The organism is Kamptonema formosum PCC 10802, from assembly GCF_000332335.1.
Classification (GTDB): domain Bacteria; phylum Cyanobacteriota; class Cyanobacteriia; order Cyanobacteriales; family Oscillatoriaceae; genus Oscillatoria.
Genome location: NZ_KB235948.1, coordinates 2,730,440 through 2,748,709 on the forward strand (window position 1 = coordinate 2,730,440; position 18,270 = coordinate 2,748,709).

General features: G+C 55.0%; 16 protein-coding genes. 6 read left to right on the forward strand and 10 right to left on the reverse strand.

Going from position 1 to position 18,270, the window contains the following annotated elements:
* Nucleotides 1-83 precede the first annotated feature (83 nt).
* A complete protein-coding gene (locus OSC10802_RS49540; RefSeq protein ID WP_155967589.1) occupies nucleotides 84-272 on the reverse strand; it encodes a hypothetical protein in 189 nt (62 codons plus the stop codon).
* A gap of 829 nt (nucleotides 273-1,101) precedes the next feature.
* Between OSC10802_RS49540 and OSC10802_RS39820 the strand changes: the two genes are divergently transcribed.
* Entirely contained in the window at nucleotides 1,102-2,463 is a 1,362-nt protein-coding gene (locus OSC10802_RS39820) for an NAD(P)/FAD-dependent oxidoreductase (RefSeq protein ID WP_017716946.1), read from the forward strand.
* Nucleotides 2,464-2,566: 103 nt separating this feature from the next.
* On the opposite strand, the gene OSC10802_RS49545 is transcribed toward OSC10802_RS39820, so the two are convergent.
* From OSC10802_RS49545 to OSC10802_RS44285, 8 genes are all read right to left on the reverse strand, one after another.
* Nucleotides 2,567-2,704, reverse strand: a complete 138-nt coding sequence (locus tag OSC10802_RS49545) for a hypothetical protein (RefSeq protein ID WP_155967591.1) — start codon at nucleotides 2,702-2,704, stop codon at nucleotides 2,567-2,569.
* A 402-nt stretch (nucleotides 2,705-3,106) separates the two neighbouring features.
* Nucleotides 3,107-4,018 (reverse strand): S1 family peptidase, encoded by a 912-nt coding sequence (locus OSC10802_RS44280; RefSeq protein WP_017716947.1) that lies wholly within the window; start codon nucleotides 4,016-4,018, stop codon nucleotides 3,107-3,109.
* Between the two features lie 43 nt (nucleotides 4,019-4,061).
* A complete protein-coding gene (locus OSC10802_RS0111675; protein ID WP_017716948.1) occupies nucleotides 4,062-4,412 on the reverse strand; it encodes a CU044_2847 family protein in 351 nt (116 codons plus the stop codon).
* A gap of 320 nt (nucleotides 4,413-4,732) precedes the next feature.
* Nucleotides 4,733-4,873 (reverse strand): hypothetical protein, encoded by a 141-nt coding sequence (locus OSC10802_RS49550; RefSeq protein WP_155967593.1) that lies wholly within the window; start codon nucleotides 4,871-4,873, stop codon nucleotides 4,733-4,735.
* Between the two features lie 145 nt (nucleotides 4,874-5,018).
* Nucleotides 5,019-6,383: a sensor histidine kinase gene (locus tag OSC10802_RS0111680; protein WP_017716949.1), complete on the reverse strand. Its 1,365-nt coding sequence runs from the start codon at nucleotides 6,381-6,383 to the stop codon at nucleotides 5,019-5,021.
* Nucleotides 6,384-6,517: 134 nt separating this feature from the next.
* The gene (locus OSC10802_RS49555; protein WP_017716950.1) at nucleotides 6,518-6,694 is read right to left on the reverse strand and encodes a hypothetical protein; all 177 of its coding nucleotides are present in this window, start codon (nucleotides 6,692-6,694) and stop codon (nucleotides 6,518-6,520) included.
* A 380-nt stretch (nucleotides 6,695-7,074) separates the two neighbouring features.
* The gene (locus tag OSC10802_RS0111690) at nucleotides 7,075-8,661 is read right to left on the reverse strand and encodes a bifunctional ADP-dependent NAD(P)H-hydrate dehydratase/NAD(P)H-hydrate epimerase (protein WP_017716951.1); all 1,587 of its coding nucleotides are present in this window, start codon (nucleotides 8,659-8,661) and stop codon (nucleotides 7,075-7,077) included.
* 368 nt (nucleotides 8,662-9,029) lie between these two features.
* Entirely contained in the window at nucleotides 9,030-9,698 is a 669-nt protein-coding gene (locus OSC10802_RS44285; protein ID WP_155967595.1) for a hypothetical protein, read from the reverse strand.
* A gap of 603 nt (nucleotides 9,699-10,301) precedes the next feature.
* Here OSC10802_RS44285 and mnmA point away from each other — a divergent pair.
* The 4 genes from mnmA (at nucleotide 10,302) to OSC10802_RS0111725 (ending at nucleotide 16,793) form a co-directional block, all read left to right on the forward strand.
* The gene (gene mnmA / locus OSC10802_RS0111705; protein WP_017716954.1) at nucleotides 10,302-11,354 is read left to right on the forward strand and encodes a tRNA 2-thiouridine(34) synthase MnmA; all 1,053 of its coding nucleotides are present in this window, start codon (nucleotides 10,302-10,304) and stop codon (nucleotides 11,352-11,354) included.
* A gap of 293 nt (nucleotides 11,355-11,647) precedes the next feature.
* Entirely contained in the window at nucleotides 11,648-12,829 is a 1,182-nt protein-coding gene (gene sat / locus OSC10802_RS0111715; protein ID WP_026098389.1) for a sulfate adenylyltransferase, read from the forward strand.
* A 645-nt stretch (nucleotides 12,830-13,474) separates the two neighbouring features.
* Nucleotides 13,475-15,739: a caspase family protein gene (locus OSC10802_RS0111720; RefSeq protein WP_026098390.1), complete on the forward strand. Its 2,265-nt coding sequence runs from the start codon at nucleotides 13,475-13,477 to the stop codon at nucleotides 15,737-15,739.
* A gap of 211 nt (nucleotides 15,740-15,950) precedes the next feature.
* The gene (locus OSC10802_RS0111725; protein ID WP_017716958.1) at nucleotides 15,951-16,793 is read left to right on the forward strand and encodes a DUF3598 family protein; all 843 of its coding nucleotides are present in this window, start codon (nucleotides 15,951-15,953) and stop codon (nucleotides 16,791-16,793) included.
* A 61-nt stretch (nucleotides 16,794-16,854) separates the two neighbouring features.
* Here OSC10802_RS0111725 and aat read toward each other — a convergent pair whose 3' ends face one another.
* The gene (aat, locus tag OSC10802_RS0111730; RefSeq protein ID WP_017716959.1) at nucleotides 16,855-17,436 is read right to left on the reverse strand and encodes a leucyl/phenylalanyl-tRNA--protein transferase; all 582 of its coding nucleotides are present in this window, start codon (nucleotides 17,434-17,436) and stop codon (nucleotides 16,855-16,857) included.
* Nucleotides 17,437-17,824: 388 nt separating this feature from the next.
* Here aat and OSC10802_RS0111735 point away from each other — a divergent pair, with 388 nt between their 5' ends.
* Nucleotides 17,825-18,265, forward strand: a complete 441-nt coding sequence (locus OSC10802_RS0111735) for a hypothetical protein (RefSeq protein ID WP_017716960.1) — start codon at nucleotides 17,825-17,827, stop codon at nucleotides 18,263-18,265.
* Nucleotides 18,266-18,270: the final 5 nt, after the last annotated feature.

Below are 18,270 nucleotides of genomic sequence, written 5' to 3' on the forward strand. Positions count from 1 at the left end.
GGGCTTCAGCCCAAAAGTTCGTAGTTGGGCTTCAGCCCAAAAGTTCGTAGTTGGGCTTCAGCCCAAAAGTTCGTAGTTGGGCTTCAGCCCAAAGGTTCGTAGTTGGGCTTCAGCCCCACACCGCCGGCAACCCCACACCCCCTGGTCCCCAAACCCCCTACCCCTTCCGCCCCAATCTCAGTCATGGGGCTGATCAGACCGGCTGCAGGAACTGAATGCGACGAACTCAGCTGAGCGCACCGGCTCTCAGGGAAGCAGAAAATTTGATACAAATTTCGCTTAAGTTGCCATATTCGGAAACATTATAATATAATCTGCTGTCGGAGGGAACGCCATCTAAAGTTGAATACGATCCAGGCGATTGGAAATCGCGGCTATACAGACGAAGCCCGCCTACGCGGGCTTTCATAGTAGAGCTAGACTCTCAAAATTTGCGGGGTGTTTCTCTCGTTTGATTCTCGCCGGCTTATACTGGAAATAAGCAACTGTTGCCTTGCCGGTTTTGGCAGCCGTGATTTTCAATCGCCGGCATGTCCCCCCAGAAGCCTACGAGGTATAATTGCCGGAAGGAATTGGCAATAAGCAACCCGCGCAGGCGGGTTTTGTCTGTATAGCCGCGATTTCCAAGAGACTGTTGGCGAAGTGATAGGGGGTTTTACCCCACCCCCAACCCCTCACCGTTAACGGGGAGGGGAGCTTTCTGGGAACCCTTGTTCTCCCCTTTCTCGTCTTTTATCGAAAAAAAACCCGCACATTTTGAAAGTCTCGCTCTACTCTTAGCCCGCGTTGAGCGAAGAGTAGATCGATACTCTCAAAAATTGCGGGGTGTTTCTCTCATTTGATTCTCACGGCTCACATTCTTGTGATTTCACTTTTTCTTTATAAATCACCCGCCCACCGGCTCTCTCTTTCGGTAGAATTTAGTAGCCGGCTCTGACAAATGTAGCCGGAGATACAGCCAGTTAAATCAATATGAGCTATAATCATAGAAGCCGGCGCAAACAGGCGTTGCAGATGTGTGGGATGATGGGGTTCCCCGGTGGTCTAAGATGTTAATTACATAACAGCCCCTGACAAGATAAAACAAAGGAAATCTCTCTTATGGCAGATGCAATTGAAAAGCAGCCCCCTCACCATGTCGTGATTGTCGGAGGCGGTTTTGGCGGACTTTATGCGGCGCAGGCGCTCCGTCGCGCCCCGGTTAAGGTGACGCTGATTGACAAGCGCAATTTTCACCTATTTCAGCCCCTCCTGTACCAAGTCGCCACCGGCACCCTGTCGCCGGCGGACATTTCCTCACCGCTGCGGGCTGTGCTCAGCCGCAACAAGAATACCACAGTCCTGCTGGGTGAGGTGACAGATATTGACGCGCAAGGGCAAAAAGTTATCATGCGCGGGGGAGAGGTGAGTTATGATACCTTAATTGTAGCCACCGGCGCGAGCCACCACTACTTCGGAAAAGACGAGTGGGAGCCGTTTGCGCCCGGTTTGAAAACGGTGGAAGGGGCGCTAGAAATCCGCCGGCGCGTTTTCATGGCTTTTGAAGCGGCGGAAAAGGAAACTGACGCGGAAAAACGGCAAGCGTGGCTGACTTTTGCCATTGTGGGGGGTGGTCCAACGGGTGTGGAATTAGCCGGCGCTATTGCGGAACTCGCCCACAATACGCTGAAGGACGATTTCCGCAATATTGACACAACGGAAGCGGAAATAGTATTATTGGAAGGGACGGATCGGATTCTGCCGCCTTACCCGACGGCACTGTCAGCAGAAGCGGAACAAGCCCTGCACCGGCTGGGGGTGAGAGTGCGGACAAAAACCCTGGTGACGAAGATAGAAGGCGATACGGTTGCGGTGCGCGAGGGGGAGAAAGAAGAGGAGATAAAAGCGCGAACCGTGCTGTGGGCGGCTGGGGTGAAAGCTTCTAAGCTGGGACAGGTTTTGGCGCAGCGAGCCGGCGCTCAACTCGACAGAGTGGGGCGGGTGATTGTGGAGCCGGATTTGAGTGTGGGGGGATATGGGAATATTTTTGTGATTGGGGATTTGGCGAATTATTCCCATCAGGAGGGGAAACCGCTACCGGGTATCGCGCCGGTGGCGATGCAGGAAGGGGAATATGTGGCGAAGCTGATTAAAGAGCGGCTGAAAGGCAACAGTGCGCCGGCTTTCCGGTATGTGGATACCGGCAGTTTGGCGGTGATTGGGCGGAATGCGGCTGTGGTGGATTTGGGGTATGTGAAGCTGTCGGGTTTCCTGGCGTGGCTGATTTGGGTGTTTGTGCACATCTACTTTTTGATTGAGTTTGACAATAAACTGGTGGTGATGCTGCAGTGGGGGTGGAATTATTTCACGCGCAAGGGCGGCGCTCGCTTGATTACGGGGGATGAGTCTGTGGGGCGCATCGCCGTGGATGAGGGGGGGAATTATTCCGTGCCGGTGGGTAAGAAAGAGCCGGTGGAGGTGTAGTGGTAGGAGGATTTTAACCGCAGATGCAGGCAGATAAACGCAGATGAAGAGGATTATCTGCGTTCATCTCCGTTTATCTGCGGTTTGAAAAAGTCCCGCACAGTTATCTGTGCCACCATCGGGTGAGCCGGTTGAGGATAGATGGGCGATTGTGCCAAGCTTGATAAAATTCCGGGTAGGGCATAGTTTGGGCGCAGTGCAAGATGAGTTTGTACCACTTCTCGAATCGCTCATATTTCATTATCTAACTTATCATTTATGCTGCTTTTCTGCGGGTATATTTATCCCGTTCTGACTCGATGACTCGCACTAACGTCTCCATAGCTATTTGATTGCCGGTGCCACAAACTCCAAGTGCTGCAGCGCCAGCCGCAGGGTATTTTTCTTCATATCCTTGATGCGATCTTTGTCCAGTTCGTTTAGCGCTCGCCGCGATTCGCAGCGCCAAAAGAAACAAAATACAAAAGAGGCGGCTGTTAATTGTTAAGAAAATTTACTGTTATTACAATAAACCTTTAACAATTAACAAGCCACCACCTATTAGGCTGGGCGACGCTCACCCTACCTGCAGAATGCTTCTGCGTAAGTCCTGGTCAACTCAGGAATAAAATAGCCCTGCCTTAAAATCAAAGGGGTGGTTTGCCTACCGGGGTATATAATTGACAATTATGTCAGCTTTTAGCCAGCCTCGTCCCAAGTAGTCTACGATTATGCCGCCTATTCTTCTGACTCCCTTTCCTTGCAAATGGGCGTACACGTCCACACAATTTGGTTGTCCGGCAACAATCTCAATCTTTTCAAAATAGGAATAGCCTCCATCAGAAATCATTAAGGGGGGTTGCCAATTCACAATCTCGCGGGCTTCTGGAACGCAAAACCTTTGAACGACTTGGCGATTGTCTGTATGATCTACACGCACGTCAAAGCGAAAGGTTCGCTGTTGCACTGGTGGTGGGGGAGGTGGGGGAAGTGGGGGAGCATCATGAAAACTTTTGAGGTTAGGGAACTCTTCAAAAATAACCTTTGTGGGCACTCCATACCCACCTAAATTACTATAAATGTTGCGACTATCACTAATAATGCCGCACACCTTTCCGGTGTTTTCATTTAGCAAGGGTGAACCGCTGAATCCAGGAGCAGCTTGCCCCTCAGTGAATTTGATCAATTCTGGGTTTCTCCCGCAGACACCTTCACATTTATACGTTGCTGATTCCCCCTTGAAATGACTAATTTCAGTATAGCCATAGGTGGAAAAGGAGTCACCGACTTGGAAAGACTCATCCAAAGACACGCAAGGTTGTCTGGGAATACTATTATTTAACCGGATAAGTGCTAAATCAACTTTAGCAGTATCTTCCGCTCTTCCCACAACTGTGGCGGGGTATTCTTGATTTTGCCAGTAAACCGTGACCGACTGCTGATCCTTAACCACATGAGCGCAGGTGAGAATCAGCCCCTCAGCAGCCACAAAAAATCCTGTTCCGCTCTCTGTATTTGCACTTATCCGCACAGTGCATTGTTTCAACTGCTCGCACAGCTCGTTCAGATCCGTCATCCCCTTCTTGCCTCGCTAATAGCCAAAAACTACATGTTGACCTTCAGTTGCTTGAAGCATCGCGTGTTGGAATGTCTTCCTTTGCCCACTCCATAGTAATTTCTAGGTTTCCCTTGCTAGAGCCTTTTACAATCAGTGCTGTTAGCTGTCCCGACTCTAGTGCAACTTCTAACCCTAATTTTACACTCGTTTTAGTAGGCTTTACCTGCTGCAAATGGTTGACTATCGCAGCGGCAATCCCCTCAATTGAATTAGTTAAATTATCCAAAGATAAGATTTGAGATGAAGAGCTAATCTTCTGAGAGCCACCCAGCATCCTTGCTTCAATGTTTACCTCCTGGCCATTCGGAAGCTTAACTCGAACAATTTCTGTGCGTTCTGCGCCAGATTGCATAATTTCTTCTCCTTAGAGATTGAGGTATTGTTTTGAATCTGTCCGTGAGCCCCCCACCCAAACCCATCCAGCCGAGCTGGGGAACTCATCAGCCTTTTTCCCACCACCCTCACCGCCATCCGGAAACTTTTTACATTTCTTCATCAACGAGCCTCCGAACCCCCCCAGCACCGGCACCCAACTCACTCCCCTCCCCCGCCCCCAGAATGCCGGCACGCCAGAGCCCCACCGGCTAAGTCGCTGGAGTCTTCAACCGGATGTCTTAAAATATCTGCCTTAGCCCAAATCGCGTAAACTCTACGCTGAAAGCATTTACGCTGCTAACGCCCGCAAAAGATTGCGTATTTTCCGGCAGAATACATAAGCAAACGCCCCCCACCGGCAGGCTCGCTCGGCGCACCGGCAGCCGGTGTGTTGCGCCAAGTTGCCGGTGGCTTCCCCAGCACCCAATATAGCGGCAAAGCCGGTGTTGCACAGAGCTGAAGAACCCCGTGGGGTTAAATCCTGTTGCTGTAAACGCGACTCCCGACACTATCCCTCTTTATACAACAAGCAAATTAAAAGCGCAACCCCTTGCGATCCCCACCCCCACCAAACAGCTACAGCTTATTCCAGAGAGAGCTCGCAGCTCTCCTCACTAACCGGCACAGCCTCCGGAGCCAGCAAGTTAACTTTCACGTTTTGCCGGATAGGAATTTCAATTGCAAACTCCGCTCCCCGCCCGGGCGCTGAAACACAAACAAGCCGCCCGCCGTGTTTTTTCACCACAATCTGGTAGCTAATGGACAGCCCCAAGCCGGTGCCGCTCCCCACCGGCTTAGTCGTAAAAAACGGGTCAAATATTCTATGAAGCACATCTTCACTCATGCCCGGCCCATTGTCAATAATCCGGATTCTCACGCAGTCAAAGGAAGACACTTCAGTGCGAATCCGAATGCAGGGAAAAAACCCTGACTTGTCACGAGAGGAACCATCACCCCCCACTTGCGAATTCCCACACCCCATCCCTTCTTCAAGGGCATCAATCGCATTCGTAAGAATATGCATAAACACTTGGTTTAGCTCGCCGGCGTAGCAGGTAACTTCTGGAACATCCCCGTACTCTTTAACCACTTCGATATCAGCCAGACGCCCGTCTTTTTTGAACCGGTGCTGCAAAAATAGCAGCGTGCTGTCAATGCATTCGTGAATGTTCACCGGCTTGATATCCGATTCATTCAGCCGGGAAAAAGTCCGCAAACTCAACACCATATTGCGGATGCGATCGGCTCCCACTTTCATCGAATCCAGAATTTTTTGCACATCCTCAACCATAAATTCCAGGTCGATGCTCTCAGTAGCCGCTTTAATCTCCGGTGCCGGATTGGGGTAAGTTTTTTGGTAGAGGTCGAGCAGATTGAGCAATTCTTGAATATAGCTATTGATCGGGAACAGATTCCCGTAAATAAAGCTGATGGGGTTGTTAATTTCGTGGGCGACACCCGCCACTATCTGCCCCAAGCTGGACATTTTAGCCGCCTGAATCACTTGCGCTTGGGTGGCGCGAAGTTCCGAGAGCGTTTGTTCCAGCGTTTTTGTCAGAGTGCGCATTTTGACGTGCGCATTGATGCGAGCCAAAACCTCCTCTTGCTGGAATGGCTTGGTAATGTAATCCACTGCGCCCATAGAAAACCCCTTCACCTTATCCACCGTCTCAGAAAGAGCCGTCATAAAAATCACGGGGATGTCTTTCGTTGCCTCATTTGCCTTCAGCCGCCGGCAAGTTTCAAACCCGTCGATTCCGGGCATCATCACATCCAGCAAAATCAGAGCCGGCGGGTCGTATTGCACCTTGCGGATAGCACTTTCTCCATCTCGCGCTACCCGCACACCAAACCCAGCTTGATTCAAAACCGCAGAGAGCAAACTCAAATTGGCCGGGGTGTCATCGACGATTAAGATAGCAGCTATATCACCCTTTTTATCGTTCATAGTTATTTTTTTATCGCTGTTTTTTATTTGAGAAAACGGCTGAGCGAAAGACAACAAAGGAGGGGACGAAGTGAGCCGGCGGGTTGAGGGCTCGAAGTAAGTCTGCCTAGCAAACGCAGAACCTGCGACCTATTTTACCACCAGTCGTCCCAAGATTTGCCACTTGCTGCCGGTGAGCCCAACAATCTTTCCCAAAACTCCCACTGCAGCCATTTCCGCCCCCTGCCGGCGCTACATCGCTCCGTGCCGGTGCCGGTGCGGGTGTCTTCTGGGAACCGAATTGTGTGCCGGTTTGACTGTTCATAGTTCATTCAACCCCCTCAATCCAGATTGCGGGCCCACTCCCCAATGCGAGCCTGAGCCATTTTAATTTATCCTAATGAATTTTTCACCTCTACCCCTTCAATCTTGATTAAGATTTATCCGCAATCCCTGATATTATACCCTCACTTCTCACTTAAACCCGATCCCCCGGTACAATCCAGGAATTCTCCCCCGCTTCCCATCCGTTCTATCCGTTAAATCCCTGATATCCTGTCGTTGAACTGCCGCAATCTGAAACCAAAGCCCAAAGCCCCACGCCCAATGCCCGACCCTCAAGATATTACCGGCATTCAACCTGATATAATATTATATCCCTCATTCCTAGCCTTTATATCGCCCCTTAGATAGAGGAACAAAATTGAACCTATTACTTCGCGTAGTTGCGCAGCACCGGCACTAAATACTGCGCCAGCGTAAACGCATCGACCCCCAGCTGACTCCGCTCCTGCGCCGCCAGAATGCCGGCGCTCGCGTGCCACCACACCGCTAGTTTGCATGAGTCTTCAACCGGCTTTTCCGCAACAGCCGCCTGCGCCCACAAGCCCCCCATCAGCCCCGTAAGCACATCCCCGCTGCCGCCGCGAGCCAAAGCCGGCGTACTTTCCGGCTGCACCCACACCGTACCGTCCGGATGCGCCACTGCCGTTCGCGCCCCCTTCAGCAGCACGACAGCCCCAGTTTGCATCGCCGCCGCCCGCACAGCAGCAATTCTGCCTCCGTATCTCCCCTCTCCCTCAATGGGAGAGGGGTTGGGGGTGAGGGTGTCTTCTGGAAACAAACGCTTGAACTCACCGAGATGGGGCGTCAGCACTGCCGGCGCTCGCCGCTCAGTCAGTGTTGCAATCGCCCCCAGATGCGCCAGCACATTCAGCCCGTCCGCATCCAAAACCAGAGGGGGAGAGCTCTCCAGCACCGCCTCCACCACCGGCGCAGCCCCCACCGTCAGCCCCGGACCGCACGCGATCGCACTGTAAGAATTCAAATCGGCACCTGGCGGCAGACCTGCGATCGCCCCCGCCTCCGTTTCCGGACACCCGACAATCAGCGCCTCTGGCAGCTGCAAACTCAGCAGCGGCTTAACCGACTCCGGAACCGCCACCGAGAGCATCCCCACCCCAGACGCCCGCGCCCCCAAACCCGCCAAAATTGCCGCGCCGGTGTACTTGCGCGAACCGCAAACCAGCAGCAAGTGCCCCATCTTGTACTTGTGCGACGCCGGCGGGCGGGGGATGGGGAGGTGCGACAGCGCGACTGCCGGTGTGATGCGCCGGATTGCCGGTGGCTCGCCGAGTACCGCCCGGATATCCGCCAGCGGCAAATCAAAATCAACCAGCTCCGCCTCACCAATATACTCTAGCGCCCCATCTTGCAGGAACGCCAGCTTCCACAGCCCCAAGCAAAACGTCCGCGCCGCCCGAATCGCAGTGCCCAAAACCTCGCCGGTATCCGTGTGCAGCCCCGAAGGAATATCCACACTCAGCACCGGCACCCCCCAGCGATTCACCTCATCGATCGCCGCCGCAACCGCACCGTCGAGCGAACGCTCCAACCCAAAGCCAAACAGCCCGTCAACCAGCAAGTCACACCCTTGCAGCGGCTCAACTTCCTGATAGAACGGAATTCCCAGACTCGCCACATACCGGGCGTGCTGTCCCGTCAGTTCCTTAAGCTTAGAAAACGGCGAATACACCGCCACCTCAAAACCCCGCCAGTGCAGCTCCCTAGCCACAACCAAAGCGTCCCCCCCATTGTGCCCCGGACCAACCAGCACACCGGCACGCACCGGCTGCCGGTATAGCTCCTGAATCCGCTTCGCAACCAGTCCCGCCACCTTTTCCATCAGCGCCGGCACCGGCATTCCCGCCTCAAACACGCGCCCCTCAATCGCACGCATTTGCTCAGCCGTCACAGCAAACTGGTGAATCTGCTCAACCCTGTCCTGAATTCGCCCCACTGCTTTACCCGAACGCCAACATTTTTAACATATCAGCGAGCCGGTTGCGATGGGAATTTTATTAATGTAAAATCCCAAATCTCAAAATTCTGTCCTGTTCAGGTAAGCTGTGGCGCATTGAATTTGCCCTATCCACCTCTATCCCCTCGTTACCATGCTCTGCCTGGTAACGCCCCTCGGGAGGCTCTGCCTCCTTTCTGCAACAAGCAGATTAAAAGCTTAACAGCTTATCGCACAGAACCGAGCAACTCGAAGATCCCCCCTCACCCCCGGGGAAAAATGGGGCAAACCGGCCAGCCCCCCCTTTTTCACTGGGATTGGCGGGATCTAGCCCCTGTGCGAAGTCGGGGGCTCTCCAGCAGGCAACTCTAAAAATTCCCGTAATAAACCCGTGCGTTCTTCAAACCAAAATCCTGGAGATAGAAGTTCCAGCGCTCTGCCGTATCCCGGTCAGCAAATGGGCCCACCAGAACGTATGGCCCCTGCGGGCTGTCTTGCGGGCTGACCCCGAAATTCACCAGTCCCAGCAGGCGCACTTGCTCTGCAGTCGCCTGCAAGTCCCTCTCGCGAGCGGGGATAACCACAAAATAGCCGGTGCCATAACTGACGGGGGTCGGTGTGTCCGGTATGTTCGGTATGTTCGGGATGTCCGGCACCGGCGGTCTTGCCTGCCGGCTCTCGATTGAGGCAATCTCAGCCTTGATGTACTGCGCTTCCAGATCCCTTTCGAGCCGCTTAGCCCGATCTTTATCGTAAAAAACATTGGCTTGGACGACCACCCGCCCCTTGTACTCCACCAGCTGTGCCTGGGGCTCTATCCTGCGCACCTGTTCCAGCAGTAGCAGGCTGTTCCCATTGACATAAACCAAGTAGTACCTGTCCGACCTTTGGGCTAGTATTTGGGACTGCGCAGCCTCTGGGAGAGGGGTTTGTCCGAGAGGTTGAGCCCCGGCGGCGGTATTCCACGCCAGTAACAAACACCCCCCCAAAAGCAGCCGAGCGGGGGTGAGCACAGAGGGGACCGAGCTTTCAGGCATATCAGTCGCGGATTGACCAAAACGAGGGGACGCCTGTATATACTTATTTCCGGGGGGAGCGCCAGCAAAAGTGCTGAGCGTGCTGGCGCGGGCGTCGCGCCGGCAAAGCCGGCAACAGCCAAAAAATCGAGACAGCAATCCGGGAAATTCATTTGGTTGGCTGTGCTCAGGGGAGCATCCCGGTTGTGGGAAGAAGTCCATATCAATGCGACAGTGATTTCAGCAGGGGGTAGGAGGAGAAGATTTTTGGCCAGCTGAATCCCGGCAACGGGATTGAAACACTATACCGAACGGGAGCATCCCCGTTGTGCAAAGAAGCCCAAATGAATGCGACAATGATTTCAGCAGGGGGTAGGAGCGGATGATTTTTGGCCAGCTGAATCCCGGAAACGGGATTGAAACGATTTTTTTTCTCTGCCCCGCTCCCGAAGAACCCCTCTTCCCCCGCCACAACATTTTTGCTTGAGTGAGATTGTGCCGTGCTCTGCTCTCGCACGCACCCTTTGCCAATCTGCAGGTACTGTAACATAGAGTGCGACAGTTTTTGTTTGCCGGTGCTAGCTTAAAGATATAGCGAACTTCTTTGCACTTATTCAAACTTCGATGCACAAAGTTGTGGTGGGCCTCTCCGGTGGGGTCGATAGTTCAGTGGCGGCTGCAACCCTCCACCACCAGGGATATGAAGTGGTGGGACTGACTCTTTGGCTGATGAAGGGCAAAGGGCAGTGCTGCTCGGAGGGGATGGTTGACGCTGCCTACATCTGCGAACAGTTAGGCATCCCCCATCACGTCGTCGATATCCGAGAGGTCTTCCAAACCCATATCGTCGATTACTTGGTTGCCGGGTACAGTGCCGGTGTGACGCCCCTGCCCTGCTCGCAGTGCAACAAAACGGTAAAATTTGGCCCGATGCTGCAGTATGCTTCGGAAAAGCTGGGCGCAGACAGAGTTGCCACCGGCCACTACGCCCGCGTCAAATTTGACCCAGCCAGCGGGCGCTACCAGCTCAGCCGCGCCCTTGACCGCAACAAAGACCAGTCCTACTTCCTGTACGACTTGACCCAGGACTTGCTGGCAGGGTGCGTCTTCCCCCTCGGCGAACTTTGCAAGACCGAAACCCGCCGGCTCGCCGCTGAGTTCGGGCTCAAGACTGCTGACAAGCCAGAAAGTCAAGACCTGTGCTTGGTGGAAGCCAGCGGCTCCATGCGGGCGTTTCTGGACAAATACCTGGCCCCGGCAAAAGGCGACATTGTGGACTCGGACGGGCGAGTCCTCGGACAGCACGACGGCATCCACCACTACACGATTGGCCAGCGCAAAGGGCTGGGCGTCGCCGCTAGCGAGCCGCTGTATGTGATTGGGCTGGACGCCGCGCGCAACCGGGTGATTGTCGGCAATCGCGCCAGCGCCCACCAGTCCGAGTGCGGCGTCCACCGGCTCAATTGGGTGTCCATCCCAGACGCTTCCGCCCCCATCCGGGCCCAAGTCCAAGTCCGCTACCGCACCCCCGCCGTGCCCGCCACCGTCATTCCCCTGGAAGGTGCCGGTGCTCGCATCGTCTTCGACGAGCCCCAGTTCGGGATGACCCCCGGTCAAGCCGCCGTTTGGTACGACGGCGAGGTCCTGCTTGGCGGCGGCATTATAACACAAGCCTGATTAAACGTCAAGGGCGGCGCGCGACAGCGCGATTTGATTTTATAGCAGTAGCCAGTTAGGTTAGGACGTAGGACAGGCGTCTCGCCTGTCCCTGTCCTTACTAAAAAGTGAGATGCCCTGTCCTAAACTGACTGTGTGCTGCTGTATCGACAAGGGACAGGAACCGGGGTTCCAGAAAAGAAACCCGGTTTCTTTGGCGCTGCTGTCGCGAACGCCCCCAAGAGCAGTAGGATAAAAGATCGGGAAAATCGCAAAATTATAACCAGTCGCAGTCAACGCAAAGAGGGATTGCTTTGAGCTACCATCCAGACGGTATCGCGCCTCACGGGGGCCACCTGATCAATCGCACAGCCACAGCGGCTATGCGGCAAGAATTTCTCCAGCAAGCAGACGTTTTACCCCGCGTCGGGCTTGACGAGCGCAGTCTCTCGGATCTGATCCTGATCGCGATTGGCGGGTTCAGTCCGCTCACCGGCTTCATGGGGCAAGCGGACTACGCCTCAGTGGTGACTGACATGCGGCTAACCAGTGGGCTGCCTTGGTCTATTCCAATCACGCTCTCCGTCAGCGAAGAAGTGGCCCAAAACCTGAAAGAGGGGAGCTGGGTGCGCTTGGATGACCCCAATGGCCGGTTTGCCGGCGTCCTGGAGCTGACCCAAAAATATCGCTACAACAAAGCTCACGAGGCGATTAACGTCTACCGCACCGATGATTTCAAGCACCCCGGTGTGAGGGTCGTGTACGAGCAAGGGCCAGTCAATTTAGCCGGGCCGGTGTGGCTGCTGCAGCGGGACGCCCACCCTCTATTTCCGAAATACCAGATTGACCCAGCCGAGTCGAGGACGCTGTTCAAGCAGCGGGGGTGGAAAACAATCGTGGGCTTCCAAACCCGCAACCCCATCCACCGCGCCCACGAGTACATCCAGAAGTGCGCCCTAGAAGTGGTGGACGGCCTGTTCCTGCACCCGCTGGTGGGCGCGACGAAAGAAGACGACATCGCAGCAGACGTGCGCATGCGCTGCTACGAAATCATGCTGGATCGCTACTTCCCCAAAGACCGGGTGATCATGGCCATCAACCCGGCGGCCATGCGCTACGCCGGCCCGCGCGAGGCGATTTTCCACGCTATAGTGCGCAGGAACTACGGCTGCACTCACTTTATCGTCGGGCGCGACCATGCCGGTGTGGGGGACTACTACGGCACCTATGACGCTCAGAAGATTTTTGATGAGTTTGAGCCAGGAGAGCTGGGCATCGTGCCGATGAAGTTCGAGCACGCCTTCTACTGCAAGGTAACTCAGGGCATGGCCACCACCAAGACCAGCCCCAGCACCCCCGAACAGCGCATTCACCTGTCCGGAACAAAAGTGCGGGAGCTGCTGCGCCGGGGTGAGCTGCCGCCGCCGGAGTTTTCCCGTCCGGAGGTGGCCCTAGAGCTCGCCAAGGCTATGAACGTGATGACTTATGAAATCTGAAATCAGGGAAAAAGTCTCTTTCCGATACATTTTTGCTAACAACCTTTAACAGTTGCCAACAAATACTGTAGGGGCGGGTTTATCCAAAATGTCTCTGGGAAGTAGCTCCTGACTGAGCCGCTGCGCTATCAGATGCTGGTAAACCCGCCCCTACTTTAGCTCTCAACCAAGGCGTATCAACCAATGCCCACAGGTAAATCCCGCGAGCACAACAGCCAAGTTCATGATATTGCCTACTTGCTTTTAAGAAGAAGTCACTTGAAGCAGCTTGAAGGCCACTCATGCCTGAGTTTCAGGCTTTGTGGCATTTTTTAGAGCAGCCACAAAGCCTTTGCTTCTCAGGTTCAGATGACTGTCTTGAGCCTTTCAGATCAGCCACCCGCCTTTGGTTTTCAGGTTTGGGTGCCTGTCTTGAGTAAAGTATAGCATAGATTGGAAGATGTTAGCAAATCACTTGCTGTTGCCAACCTCTCTCGTTCCGATCCCGCGCCCGGTCAGGCCCGCACTTTGGGGGGCTGCCGGGCGGCGATCTCACAAGGAATCTCCTACCGAAAATCTATTAGTTTCCGGTAAATTCCGGTCAGCCAAGGCAGGATGCAAAGTCAGTCCCAGCAATGGGACTCCGTTGGGGAGAGCCCACAGATTATGAAGCGGCGGGAATTTTTGCAACGAACTGGCTGGGCGCTGGCAGCCCTGGGAATGACTGAGGCGGGCCTGTCCCGCTTGACCGATCGCTATTACCGAGCCCTGGCACAACCGAGCGCGCGCAAGTTGGCCCTGCTCGTGGGCATTAATCAATACGGCACCGGCAGCCCCCTCAGCGGCTGCCTCACGGATGTGGAGCTGCAGCGGCAACTTTTGATTCACCGGTTTGGCTTCAAGCCGGCTGATATCCTGACGCTGACCGACAGCCAAGCCACTCGCAAAAATATTCAGGACGCCCTCACCAGCCACCTGCGTGAGGCGGGTGCCGGGGATGTCGCTGTCTTCCACTTCAGCGGCTACGGTCGCGCCCTCAACTCGCCCCACTCCTCAGGGGCGGCTGGGGCGAGGCAAAATACCTTGGTGCCCGCAGATGGCGGGCTCGCCCCAGACGCGAACACCGCCAGCGACCTGCCGGAAGAAACCCTGCTGCTGCTGCTGCGCGAGCTGCCAGCAGAGCGGGTGCTGGCTGTCCTCGACACCAGCTACACCTATACCGGCACCAATTTGCTGGGCAATCTGCGGATTCGCTCTCGCCCCAGCCCGCCGGCGGTGGCCCTCGCCCCAGAGGAACTGGCTTGGCAAGAGCAGCTGCGGCGTCAAACCCCCGACCGGCGCAGCGGTGAGATGCCCGTCGCTATCTTTAGCGCAGCCCGGCCAAACCAGCAAGCCGCAGAAATGCAGTGGAATGGCTTCAGCTGCGGTCTGCTCACCTACGCCCTCACCCAAAACCTTTGGTCGGCCACACCGGCAGCAACCCTGCTTTTCACCCTCCAGCAGGCGGCTTGCTCCATTGAGCAAATGGCCGGTTTTGAGCAGCCGCCGCAGTTTATGGCGGAAGGCGGAACGCAGAACGCAGAATTCATTCCTGTGTCCTCCTTGCTATTTGACGCTTCTGATGTTGGGGCGGATGGCGCAGTGACTGCTGTGGGCGAGGACGGCAAAACCGCACAGCTGTGGCTGGGGGGACTCCCCGCCCAGGTGCTCGATTCCTACGGGGTGAATTCCCTGCTCAGCCCGGTTCAGGAGGCCGGCACTGCCGGTGCGCCGGCTCTCTCGCTCAGCGACACAAATCCCTCCGCGATCCTCCAGATTCGCTCCCGCACCGGATTGGCGGCGCAGGCGCAATTTTTGGGTGCCGGCAGCGCCACAAAGCCCCTGCAGGTGGGACAGTTGCTTCAGGAAGCTGTCCGGGTTTTGCCTCGCAATACCGGCCTGACCGTGGCCCTCGACACCAGCTTGGAGAGAATTGAGCGCGTGGACGCGACCAGCGCCTTTGCCAGCATTCCCTACGTCTCGCCGGTGGTGGGGGGCGATCAGCCGGCTGACTGTCTTTTCGGTCGCGCCCGGGAGATGCTGCTCGCCCAGACGCCCTCGGCTGCTCTGCCATCCCTCTCGCCGGCTAGCTACGGCTTGTTTTCTCTCGGTCAAGATTTAATCCCCAATACGGTTGGGGAGGGCGGAGAGGCGGTGCGCAGTGCCGTGCGCCGGCTCCTCCCGCAACTGCAAACCCTTCTGGCAGCTAAGCTGTGGCGCTTGACCGGCAATGAGGGCTCGTCGCGTCTGGGAGTGCGAGCCACTCTGGTGATGGTGGAGGGAAGCAAAGAGCGCGTGCTGGTAGAACGCGCCACTCTCCGGGGCACAGGCGAGGGCGCGGTTGCCGCACCGGCAGAGCAAACAGACTCTCCGGTTGGGCTCCTGACTGTACCCGCCGGCAGCCGCATCCAATACCGGCTGCGCAACGAGAGCAACCGCCCTATCTATTTTGTCCTTCTGGGCACAGACAGCAGGGGTCGGGCTCACGCCGGCTCTGGATCGGAAGCCATTGACCGGAAAGATGTAGCCCAAAACCTTCCGAGAAGCGAACAGAGTGCGATTTTACCCGGTGAAACGGTGATGATTCCCGCAGCAGCTTCTGCCTCGGCTTGGGTGATTGGCAGCACTGCTGGACTTGCGCAAACCCAACTGATCTGCAGCGCCGCCCCCCTCACCCGAACATGGGCGTCTCTGGCTGCCGCAATGCCCCAACGGGGTGACTACCGGTCTGTTAGTGTGCTGTCCAATCCTTTGCCGGTGGCGCAAGCTCTCCTGCAAGATTTGCACCAAGCCAGCTCGGGCGGCTCCCTCCAGGCTGCTATGCCGGCAGATGTCTACGCTCTCGATGCCAGCACTTGGGCAACTCTCAGTTTTATCTATCGGGTGGTGTGAGAAGTTATGAAATTTTAATTGTTAGAGCGCTCCGGTTTTGATCTGTGATTTCTTTGTTTATAAACCGCCAAGACGCCATAGACGCGCCAGCGGCTTGCCCGTTGGGGAGAGCGCCAAGGAAGAGGATCGCTAGAATTTCACAAATCAGTTAGGCCGGCTATAGAATTTTGAAGAAATTGAGAATGCCCACTTAAGAAGTGAGAGTTTTTCGATGAGTTCGCAATGGGATAACTTTTTGCAAAATCTTGGGGAGTGGCGGGGCTCTTTCACCAAAATCTCACCGGCAGGTGAGGTTTTGGGGAACTCTCCCACGATCCTTTCTCTGGAAGGTTTGGACTCAAACGAGACGGTTCGCCTGACGCTGCGCTATTTCTCGCCGGCAGATGAAAATTACGCCCAACCCCCGGTTAGGGAGCTAGTGCGGGAATACCGCTCTATCGGACGGGACATGCTGTATTTTGAGACCGGCGCTTTCTCTCAGGGCACGATTCAGCTGGCACCTTTTTCCGAGTTTGGCGGGGAGTTCTGTTTGATTGCCGGCAACCGCCGCCTGCGTCTGGTGCAGCTCTTTAACCCCGATGGGGAGTTGGCTTCTTTGACTCTGATTCGGGAAAAGCGAGCGGGATCTGATGCTGCGGAACGCCCGCCCCTGACTCTCGACGGGCTGCTTGGCGAGTGGCGCGGAGAGGCGATTACTCTCTACCCAGACTGGCGGTCACCTGACACTTATTCGACTGTACTGAAATTGCAGGATTTAGGTGCCGGTCGGGTGGCGCAGCAGCTGAGTTTCGGCACCGGCTCTGTCAGCTCGACGGGTCGGGTTGAGGGGAATATGATTAAGTTTGAGGACTTGGCTGCTGTGCCGGTGCGCGTGTTGCTGCTCCCGGATGGGGCTTCCGCGACTTGCCCGCAAAAGGTTCAGCTGCGCCAGCCCCTGTTTCTGGAGTTGGGCTGGCTGATTGAACCCAATCTCCGCCAGCGCCTGATTCGCCGGTATAGCGAAAAAGGGGAATGGGTTAGCCTGACTCTGGTCACTGAGCGCAAAGTGGGGTAATACTAATTTTGGATTAAAATAGCTATCAGCTATGGGCCAGTGGCGACTGGCCGGCGAGCCCTCAGTGAAGGAAGCACCTGCGTCTCAATGCTTTTTTGAGCAGGGTTTTATATTCTCGGTCGCTCACAATGTAAGATCCAAATCGCTCGAGATGGGGGTTGCTCATTTGGGCGTCGAAGAAGATAAACTGGCGCTCTCGCAGTCGCTCGACTAATTTCACCATTGCGACTTTCGAGCCTTCGGGAATCCGATAGAACATGGATTCGCCAATGAAGGCTCCGCCGATGACAATTCCCAGGATACCGCCGGCAAGTTCATTTCCCCGCCAGGTTTCAAAGCTGTGAGCTATGCCGGCGAGGTGCAGCTCCCGATAAATCTCTTTGAGTTCTGGGGATATCCAGGTCGTTTCCCGGTTGGCGCAGCCTTCCACTACGGCGGGGAAGTCCCGGCTGACCGCAACCGTAAAGCGCTCCTGGTTGAGGACGCGCTGCAGCGAGCGCGGGTAGCGAAATCGCTCGTCCAGGGGAATCAGCGCTCGCTCCCGGCTGGAATACCAGCCCAATTTGCCGTCAGAGCCATTGGCCATCAGGAAGTAGCCATGTGCGTACCCCTGGACAATCGCCGGAATGTCAAATTGCAGCATCAGACAAATATGGTATTATTTTTACAAAGTTCCAGTAACTTTATAGCGTTTCTCATATTACGTGAGGGACTGAGAAACCCGGTGAGCGTAGGGGCGGGTCCGAGTGCCACTGGTGTCAACTTAAGCTCCCGGCGATTGGAAATCGCGGCTACACAAACCAAGTCCGCCTGCGCGGACTTAAGAGAAGAGCTAGAATCTTAAAACCCAAGCCGAAGCGGGTGCAAGTCTGTATAGCTGCGGTTTCAACCGCCTAGAGACTGCGGGACACAGCTTAAGTTGACACCAATGGTCCCCGTGCCCGCCCCCTTCCGGGTTTCTGGGCAATAGTTCATCGAACTGAGAGCCGCTATCTCTATTAAACGCTATTTTGAAGCCATTCTGGGGGTCTATGGAAGAATTTGAGAATTGTCCGCTGCTTGAGAGTACCTTAAGCAAACTCCTCAATAAAACCGAAAAAAACTGGGGCTATCTACAGATTGAAAAAAAAGAGGAGAATATCTATGTCTTGCGCCTTGCTGGCAGCGACGAAAATATGCTAACCCTGTATTTTGATGAAAATCATCTTTTTCGTTTGTACTGGTATAGCAGCTCTCAGTCCTCAGTATCTGTAGAGGCTAAAATTAACAGATTTTATAACAAAACCACCGGAAAATATAGGACAGAAAAAGTATACAAGGTGGGCTATAAAGAAACCACCCATCCCATCCAGACTGCGATTAATAAAAGGTTCGCTCAACTCATCCGAGAGAAAATCACAGATTACTTTCGCTCTCAACTGTCAGAAAAAGACACTCAAAAAATCCCATCTGTTCTATTGGTCGCACTGTAATATCA